We start from the raw sequence: 8,239 nt of genomic DNA on the forward strand, positions 1-8,239 counted from the left end.
AAGAACTTCCCGCTCCTTTTCTTCAAGAAGGGGCAAACGCGAAACCGGTCGCGCCGGATCCGCTACGATCCCCTCCAGCAGCCTCCGGTAGTGGCGCACCCAGCCCTCGACCGTCTCCTCCTCAAAGAGATCGCTGCTGTAGACGAACTCGCCATTCAGGCGTCCGCCGCTTTCCCACATTGAAAGAGTGAGGTCGAAGGCTGTCTTGACGCTCTCAACCTCCATCAGACCGACCCGCAAACCTCGAGGGTTGCGCGGGGCTCGGGGAGCATTCTGGAGTTGAAACATGACCTGGGCCAGGGGCTGACGGCTGAGATCGCGCTCCGGCTGCAGTTCTTCCACCAACTTCTCGTAAGGAAGGTCTTGGTGATCGTAAGCGTCCAGCGTTCTTTGCCGCACTTGTTGCAGAAAGTCCTGGAAGGAGGGATTTTCGGACAGGTCCCCGCCCAAGATAAGGTTATTGACGAAGTATCCGATCAGCTTTTCGATCTCGACCCGGTTGCGGTTGGCGATCGGCGAGCAGACCAGGATCTGATCCTGGGACGCATAGCGGTGCAGCAGCACCTTGAAGGCAGCGAGAAGAGTCATGAAGAGGGTTGCGCTCTGTTGGCGGCTCAAGGCCCTCAAGCCTGCGCTTAGGTCCTTGGAGAGACGAAACAGCTTCTTGCCTCCCCGATAGCTTTGGACGCGAGGTCGCGGCCGATCGGTCGGCAAGTCCAGGCCTGAAGGTCTTTCACCCACTTCCTTCTTCCAGTATTCAACTTGGCGCCGCAGGGCGTCTCCTTGCAGCCATTCCCGCTGCCATGCGGCAAAGTCCGCGTATTGCAGGGGAAGCGGAGCGAGAGGCGACGGCCGGCCTGAGGAGAAGGCTTCGTAAAGCCGGCACATCTCCTCCATGAAGACACCGCTCGACCAGCCGTCGAAGGCGATATGGTGCCAGTTCAAGAGGAGGATATGTTGCGACTCCTGCAGGCGGATGAGAGCACTCCGCAAGAGGGGGCTCTGGTCGATGTTGAAGGGACGTTCGGCATCCGCCTCGGCCACCCGCCGGGCCTCGGCGCGGCCTGTTGCCGAAGGCAGGCCGCTCAAGTCGATGAGCGGCAAGTCAAGGGGCTTGAAGGGCTGCACGACTTGAAGCAGGCGCCTGTTGTCTTCGACGAAGGTCGTACGCAAGACTTGGTGTCGGCGAACGATTTCACCGAGACTGCGTTTCAGGGCGCCGACCTGCAGGTCTCCGTCCAGGCGGAGGGGAGCGGGGATGTTGTAGAGAGACGTGCCCGATTGCACTTGATCGAGAAACCAGAGGCGCTGCTGGGCAAAGGAGGCGGGACTGGGGTCCGTCTCATTCCGGGCTCGCAGCGGCAAGTCCGGGACCGCCGCCTCCCCGGCGTCCCTGCGGATTTCTTCCAGGCAGGCGGCAAGTCCGGCCACGGTGTTGGCTTCCAGGAACCGCCGCAGCGGCAAATCGACCGAAAAGACGGAGCGCAGCCGGTTGACGACTTGAGTGGCCAAGAGCGAATGGCCTCCCAGTTGGAAGAAGTCGTCGTGGCGGCCCACTTGATCTACGTGCAGGAAGTCCTTCCAGAGGTCGGCGATTTGAGCCTCGACGGGCGTGGCGGGATCCTGGGACGACCGGCGTCGTTCTTCCAGTTCTTCCTCCGACCATTGTTGGTCCAAACGCCTCAACGCCGCCCGGTCGATCTTCCCGGTGCGGGTGCGGGGGAGCGACTCCAGGAAACGGAACCAGGAGGGGATAGCGGGCTCGGGCAAGGACTCGCGGAGGCAGCTCCTCAGTCGGGTGTCCATGGACGACCCCGCCGCCGGTTTAGAGCTGCCCTCGGCTACGAGGTAGGCCGCCAGGCTCACCCCGTCCTGGCCGGAAGAGCGAGGCACGACGGCGCATTCGCGGATGTCCCGATGGCGGGCCAGAACCGCTTCCACCTCTTCCAGTTCGATGCGCACGCCCCGCACCTTGAGCTGCTGGTCGCGACGGCCCCGAAACTCGAGGATGCCGTTTTCCAGCCAACGTCCCAGGTCGCCCGACCGGTAAATCCCAATGGAAGGATCGGAATCGAGGAGATCGGGCAGGAATACCTGCTGCGTCTCCTCGGGCCGGCTGAGGTATCCGCTGGAGAGATAGGGGCTGCGGATATGGATCTCGCCCACAACTCCGGGCGGGCAGGGCTCCATGGAGTGGTCCAGCACCAGCACGTGACGCCCCTCGAAAGCTCGTCCAAGCGGGGTCGAAGGCCGAGACAGATCGGCTTCGGCGACTTCGTAGCAGGTAGCCAAGACACACTCGGTCGGCCCATAGAGGTTGAAGAGCCTGGGACGGTCGGGGCAAAGCGAGCGCCATCGGTGGACGGTCAGGGGATGGAGGACCTCCCCCGCCAAGAGCAGAAACTCCAGTTCGGGCCAGATGTCAGATTTGGAGGGACGGTTGCGGACTTCAAGCTCCGCCAGCAGTTGCTGCAGGAAGCTGGGAACGAGTTGAAGGTGGGTCAGGCGTTCTTCCCTCCCCCACTTGAGCAGCGCCGAGGGATCTCTTCGGATGGCCCCGGAGGTCATGCACAGAGTGGCCCCGAAACAGAGGGCGCCCAGGATTTCGGCATAAGAGGCGTCGTAGCTGATGGAGGCCCAATGGGCCATCCTCTTGCCTGGGGCAAGTTGAAACTGCCGTCCGTACCAGGCGAGAAACTGGGAGAAGTTGCGGTGCGTTTGAACGATGCCCTTGGGGCTGCCCGTTGAACCCGAGGTATAGCAGATGAACGCCCTATCCCGAGGATGAATGGGAGTAGCGGGATTGTCGTCCGGGCAGGATTCGAACGGCCGAGAACTGGCGCAGCCGGGCCCCTGGTTACGTGCCTCCTCTGGGGAAAGATCGCTAAAGACCACGCGCTGTCCTGCGTCTTGCGGGAAAAGATTCGCATGTTGGGCCCAAGAGTTTGAATCGGTGATCAGGCAGGAAGGAGCCGCTTCTTGCAGGATTTCCCTCAGCCTGCCCCTGGGATGATCGCCGTCCAGACAAAGAAAGGCCCGTCCCGCTTTGAGAACGGCGAGGAGCGAAACGACTTGATCGGGTTCCCGTTCGAGCAAAAGGGCGATGGGACTTTTCCCGTCCAATTGCATCCTCTCCAGACCGTGAGCGATCTGGTTGCTCCGCTCATTGAGCTGGCCAAAACTCATCCTCTCATCGCCGAAGCGGAGAGCCACCTGGTCGGGTTGGGAGGCGGCGCGTTCCTCGAATAGGGTGTGGATCAAGCGGTCGGGGACCGGGCGAAGATGGCCGGCCGAGCCTTCTCCAAGAAGTACGGCCCGCTCCTCCGGGTCAAGCAGCGGAAAGTCCTGCAGGCAGCGCTCGGGGCGGACGCAGATCTCCTGCAACAAGCGGAGGTAAATCTGGCAGAACCTCTGTATGGTGCTTTGGTCGAAGAGCTCGGCGGCGTATTCGAGAACTCCCTCGATGCGGCCGTCCCGCTCCCACAGAGTCACCTCCAAGTCGAACATTACGCCCGCAGCGATGAGCCGCAAGTCGCTCATGCGCAGCCCGCCCAAGCGGCGATCCTCTTCGGGCGCGTTCTGGAGGTGGAAAAGGATCTGGAAAAAGGGCTGATGGCTCATATCCCGTCGCGGACCCAATTCCTCGACCAGCTTTTCGAAGGGCAGATCCTGGTGGGCGTAAGCTTCCAGGGCTGTCTCCCTGACTCTGTCGAGAAGGTCCAGGAAACTGGGATTCCCGGATAGATCGGTGCGCAGTGCCAGGGTATTCACAAAAAACCCGATCAGAGGTTCGATCTCGGCCCGGTTGCGGTTGGCGATGGGAGAACCGACCACGATGTCCCGCACACCCGTGAAGCGCAAGAGGAGCAACTTGAAGGCGGCCAAGAGGGTCATATAGAGCGTGACCCCTTCACGACGGCTCAGGGAAAGGAGCTGGGCCGTCAAATCCCGAGTCAAACGCAACCGTTCCCTGCCGCCTCGAAAGGACTGAAGCGAGGGTCGACGCCGGTCGGCTGGCAACTCGAGGAGCGGAATCTCCCCGCTCAACCGCTCTTTCCAATAGTCGAGCTGCTTGCCTAGATTCTGCCTCAGCATTCGTCGGCGCTGCCAAACCGCGAAATCGGCATATTGAATGGCCAGGGGTGGAGGCGGGCTTGGCCGCTTGCCTGACAGAAAGTCGTAGAAGTGGGCCAGATCCCGATAGAAGACGGAGGTCGACCATCCATCGAAGACGAGATGGTGCATGACCGCAAGCAGGACGTGGTCATCTTCCTCAAGGCGCAGCAGGAGGGCCTTGAAGAGAGGTCCCCGGGCCAAAGCCATGGGCTGATGCAGGAGGATGTCCGCCTGCCTCCGCATCTCTCGCCGCCGTTGCCGCTTCCCCAGTCCCGAGAGGTCCACGCAGGGAAGATCAAAGCGGCGGTAGGGGATCACCACCTGAACGGGACTGTCCTTTTCCAGGCGGAATACCGTCCTCAGGATGTCGTGGCGCTGCACGACGCGGCCCAGGCTCTGCCGCAGAATTCCCAAATCGAGTTCCCCGCGAAGCCGTTTGGGCTTCAAGAGATTGAAATGAGCCCCCTCCGGCTCTAATTGGTCGAGAAACCAAACCCTCTCCTGAGCGAACGAGCAGGGCGCGGCGGCGCTGGCGTCGTCGCGAGCAGCGATGGGAAGGGCCGAGGAGTCCGGGTCCACACCCTGCTGGCGCAGCAACTTTTCGACCAGCTTTCTCTTCTCTGGGCTGAGAGAAGCGATATCTTGAGCGACGTCCTTCATAGTTTCGTTTTCCAGTCCGCTCCGCCGGGCTCGTCAGGCCAGCGACAGTTCCTTGGTCCAGGACTTCCCGTTGGCAAGCAGAAAATCGGTGGATGTGCGGATGTCGTCACTGAGAACCCGGTCGTTCTCGAGAGAATCAACCTGTTTCCTGAAGCGGTCGTGAATCGCCTGGGTCGCGGGTGAGAGCCGCAAACCCTGAGATCGATTGAAATCGATTGCCTGAGCCGCCGTCATCAACTCGATGGCCAGCACGATTTCCAAGTTTTCGATGATCTGCTGCAGCTTGTAGGCCGAAGTGCCCCCCATGCTGACGTGGTCTTCCTGCAGTTGGCAGGTGGGGATGGTGTCGACGCTGGCCGGCGTCGAGAGGACCTTGTTCTCGTTGACCAGGGCGGCCGACGTGTACTGGGCCACCATGAAACCGGAATTCAATCCGGAATGCTTGACCAGAAAGTCAGGCAGTTGGCGCTGGCCGGAGAGCAGCAGGTAGGTCCGCCTCTCCGAAATGCTTGCCAGCTCAGCGGCGGCGATGGCCAGGTAGTCGAGAGTCATCGCCGTCGACTCCCCGTGCAGATTCCCTCCCGATAGAAACTCATCGTGATCGGGAAAGAAGAGAGGGTTGTCGGAAACCCCGTTGCATTCGTTCTCGATGACCTCCATCGCGTGACCGAAGGCCTGGCGAACCGCTCCGTGCACTTGAGGGGCGCATCTCAGGGAATAGGGGTCTTGCCTTGACTTGTTGCAGTTGGGAAGATCGAAATGGTTGCTGCCTTCCAGAACTTTCCTCAGGTTGGCCGCCACGTCCCTGCGCTGCGGGTGACAGGAAGTTTCATGCAAGATGGCTTGATAAAAGGTACGTGAGCAACTGAAGGCCTGTATGGTCATGGCCAGAATCAAGTCGGCGCACTTGATCAGCGTGTCCAGCCTCTTGAGGCTATGGGCGCCGATGGCGCTGATGTACTGAACGCCGTTGGTCAGGGCCAATCCCTCCTTGGGCTTGAGCCGAACCGGCGGCCAGCCCATCTCCTCCAGCACCGGTCCAGCTTCAACGATTGCTCCCCGATGGTGAAAGCGGCCCAGTCCCAGGAGGGGAAGCGACATGTGGGCCAAGGGGGCCAGGTCTCCGCTGGCCCCCACGCTGCCTTTTTTGGGAATGACCGGAATGGCTTCCTGGTTCCAAAAATCGAGAAGCCGGTTGACGGTGGAAAGGGCGATTCCAGTATGGCCGCTTCGAAAGGTCAAAAGCTTGTTGAGCAGCGTCAGGCGGGCAATATCCTCCGCAACAGGTTCGCCCACTCCGCAGGCATGAGAGAGAATGTGGTTGTGTTGCAACTGCTCCATCTCGGAAGCTTCGACGCGCGTCTCGCACAGGGATCCGAATCCGGTGTTGGTGCCGTAGATGTGCACGTCTTCTTGAGCTTTGCGCTCGACAAAGCGGGAACAGGAATCGATTTTCTCGGCGACTTGGGCAGACAGTTCCAGCCGCGGGCGTGTTTCGATTAGGTCTTGGAGATCATCGATGCTGTAGCGTTCCAAGGTGATCGCGTGTTTCGCGCGTTGTCCGCGGGAGCGGGTCCTTCCCCGCTTGTTGTCAACTGATTCCATTTGCTCCTCCTCAATCCCGATGAGTCGTTGCGGTTTCTTATGCTGCGATGCCGAGCATCGTCATGTTCTTCCTTTCAGTTAGTCCGCCCCTCGGAGAGCATGGCCTCGACTTCGCCTTCCGAAAGGCCGCGGACTTCTTTGAGGACTTGTGCGACTTTCGCCTGCTCCAGCGAGGACGACTTGCGGGCTTCTTCGACTTTCTCCGCCAAGGCGGCGATGGTAGGGTTCTTGAGGAAGTCGAGCAGTGCGACTTCAACGGTCATCTTGTAGCGGAGACGGTTGACCACCTGAGTAGCCAGCAGCGAGTGTCCGCCCAATTGGAAGAAGTCGGTGTGGCGTCCCACCTTCTCGACCGGCAGCAGTTCGCGCCAGATGCCCGCGATGCGGATTTCTGTTTCGCCCTGAGGCGGATCGCTTTCAAAGCTCTCATCAAGAACCGTCCCTTGAGGCCTGGCTAGGGCCTCGCGGGCCACCTTTCCGTTGGGATTGCGCGGCAAGCTGTCGAGAAAGACGAAAAAGGAAGGTACATGCGAATCAGGCAAGGCCGTTTCCAGAAAGCGGCGAAGTTCCCTGTCCAAGCGCTTGCTCCGCATTCCCTGCAGGGGCTTGTTGACATAATCGTTCCAGGGCTTGGGAGAGAACACGCCTCGCGGCGGGAACCACAGGGATTGCGGAGACGATTTCCGGCCTCGACTAAGAACCAGGTCGAGACTGCCGTCGGACGGGTTGCTGGCCCAACTGAGTTGAACGTCATAGGGCACATCTTCATCCTTCCCCAGATCCCAAAGCTGGGCTGGATCGACCGCCTCCTCAAAGGTCTCCCGGCGGAGAGCCTTGCGTAACTCTCCCGCCGTTCGGGGACCGTCCGCGAGGGCCATCAACTCCTGCAGCCGAACATCCTTCGCCAGGCGCGCGTTGGGGACATTGAAAAAGGCCAGGCGGCGCGGCCCCTTCTCAATCAGGAGGCGGCGGAGAGCCGCCAGATCAAGTCCTTCCTGCTTCCAATCCCTCCAAGAGGGCGCATCCAGGCGGGGCGGCTCGCACAGGTGAAGCACCGCGTCATAGAGATAGCGGTTGAGGTCATTGTGGCTACGGCCGCCCAAGGGCCGTATCTCCACATGACCGACGTAAGGAGAGGATTGGCCGAAGGCCGAAAAAAGCGCCGGATCGATGAGCAAGTCCTTTTCCTGCACTGCCCTCTCGCGCACCCGGTCGCGCAGCCGCCGGCGGCTCAGGGAAGCCGGCGCCGACTCCAATTGAATACGCGTTAGAAAGGTCTCGAACAGGGGCAGACTGCGTAGACCTCCGGCGAAGAGAAAGCCGCCCGGAGCGAGCAGTTCCACGGCCTTTTCCAGAAAGCCGATCAAGTATTCGGCATCCGGAAAGTGCATGGCCACCAAGTTGAGAACCATTGCGTCGAAGGACTGCTTCTCCAGCCCCTTAAAGTCGTGGGCGGCCCGTTGCTCGACGCTGACTCCGGACAGGGGAGGCCGCTGGGCTTTCAGGCGTCGTCTGAGATACTCCGCCGCCGAGGGCGAAACGTCGGTGGCGTGGTAGCTTTGGCAGTGAGGGGCGAGGCGGAAAAGAAGCAGACCCGTGCCGGCTCCCACTTCCAGCACCCGCTGGGGTCTCAGTTGCAGGATGCGCCCGGCCGTGTCGTCGACGTATTCCAGGATTTCCTCTTCCTGGTAGGGCTGGTTGAAACCGTCGGTCCAGACCCTGAAGTTGATGCCGGGATCGCGGGTCGAGTATTCCTGTTCCAGTTCGTAGATGCCGTCGTAAAGGGTGCGGCAGTCAGAGACGTACTGACCGCGCAGGCCCGTCAGCCCTCCTTGGCCGGCTTGCGTCTGGGAAGCGG

General features: G+C 61.0%; 3 protein-coding genes. All 3 read right to left on the reverse strand.

Translation table 11 applies throughout. The annotated features are described in order from the left end of the window. On the reverse strand, window positions 1-4,776 hold a 4,776-nt coding region (locus VLU25_20005), incomplete at its 3' end, for an amino acid adenylation domain-containing protein (protein ID HSR70224.1). A 33-nt stretch (window positions 4,777-4,809) separates the two neighbouring features. Continuing rightward, entirely contained in the window at window positions 4,810-6,381 is a 1,572-nt protein-coding gene (hutH, locus tag VLU25_20010) for a histidine ammonia-lyase (GenBank protein ID HSR70225.1), read from the reverse strand. Between the two features lie 74 nt (window positions 6,382-6,455). Beyond that, the coding region (locus VLU25_20015) for a methyltransferase (GenBank protein ID HSR70226.1) at window positions 6,456-8,239 on the reverse strand (1,784 nt) is incomplete at its 5' end.

The organism is Acidobacteriota bacterium (genome assembly GCA_035471785.1).
Classification (GTDB): domain Bacteria; phylum Acidobacteriota; class UBA6911; order RPQK01; family DATIPO01; genus JANQFM01.

What these genes read in the sequence shown, in the direction of transcription:
- hutH (HSR70225.1), bottom strand. Translation starts at nt 6,381, where the DNA reads ATGGAATCAGTTGACAACAAGCGGGGAAGGACCCGCTCCCGCGGACAA.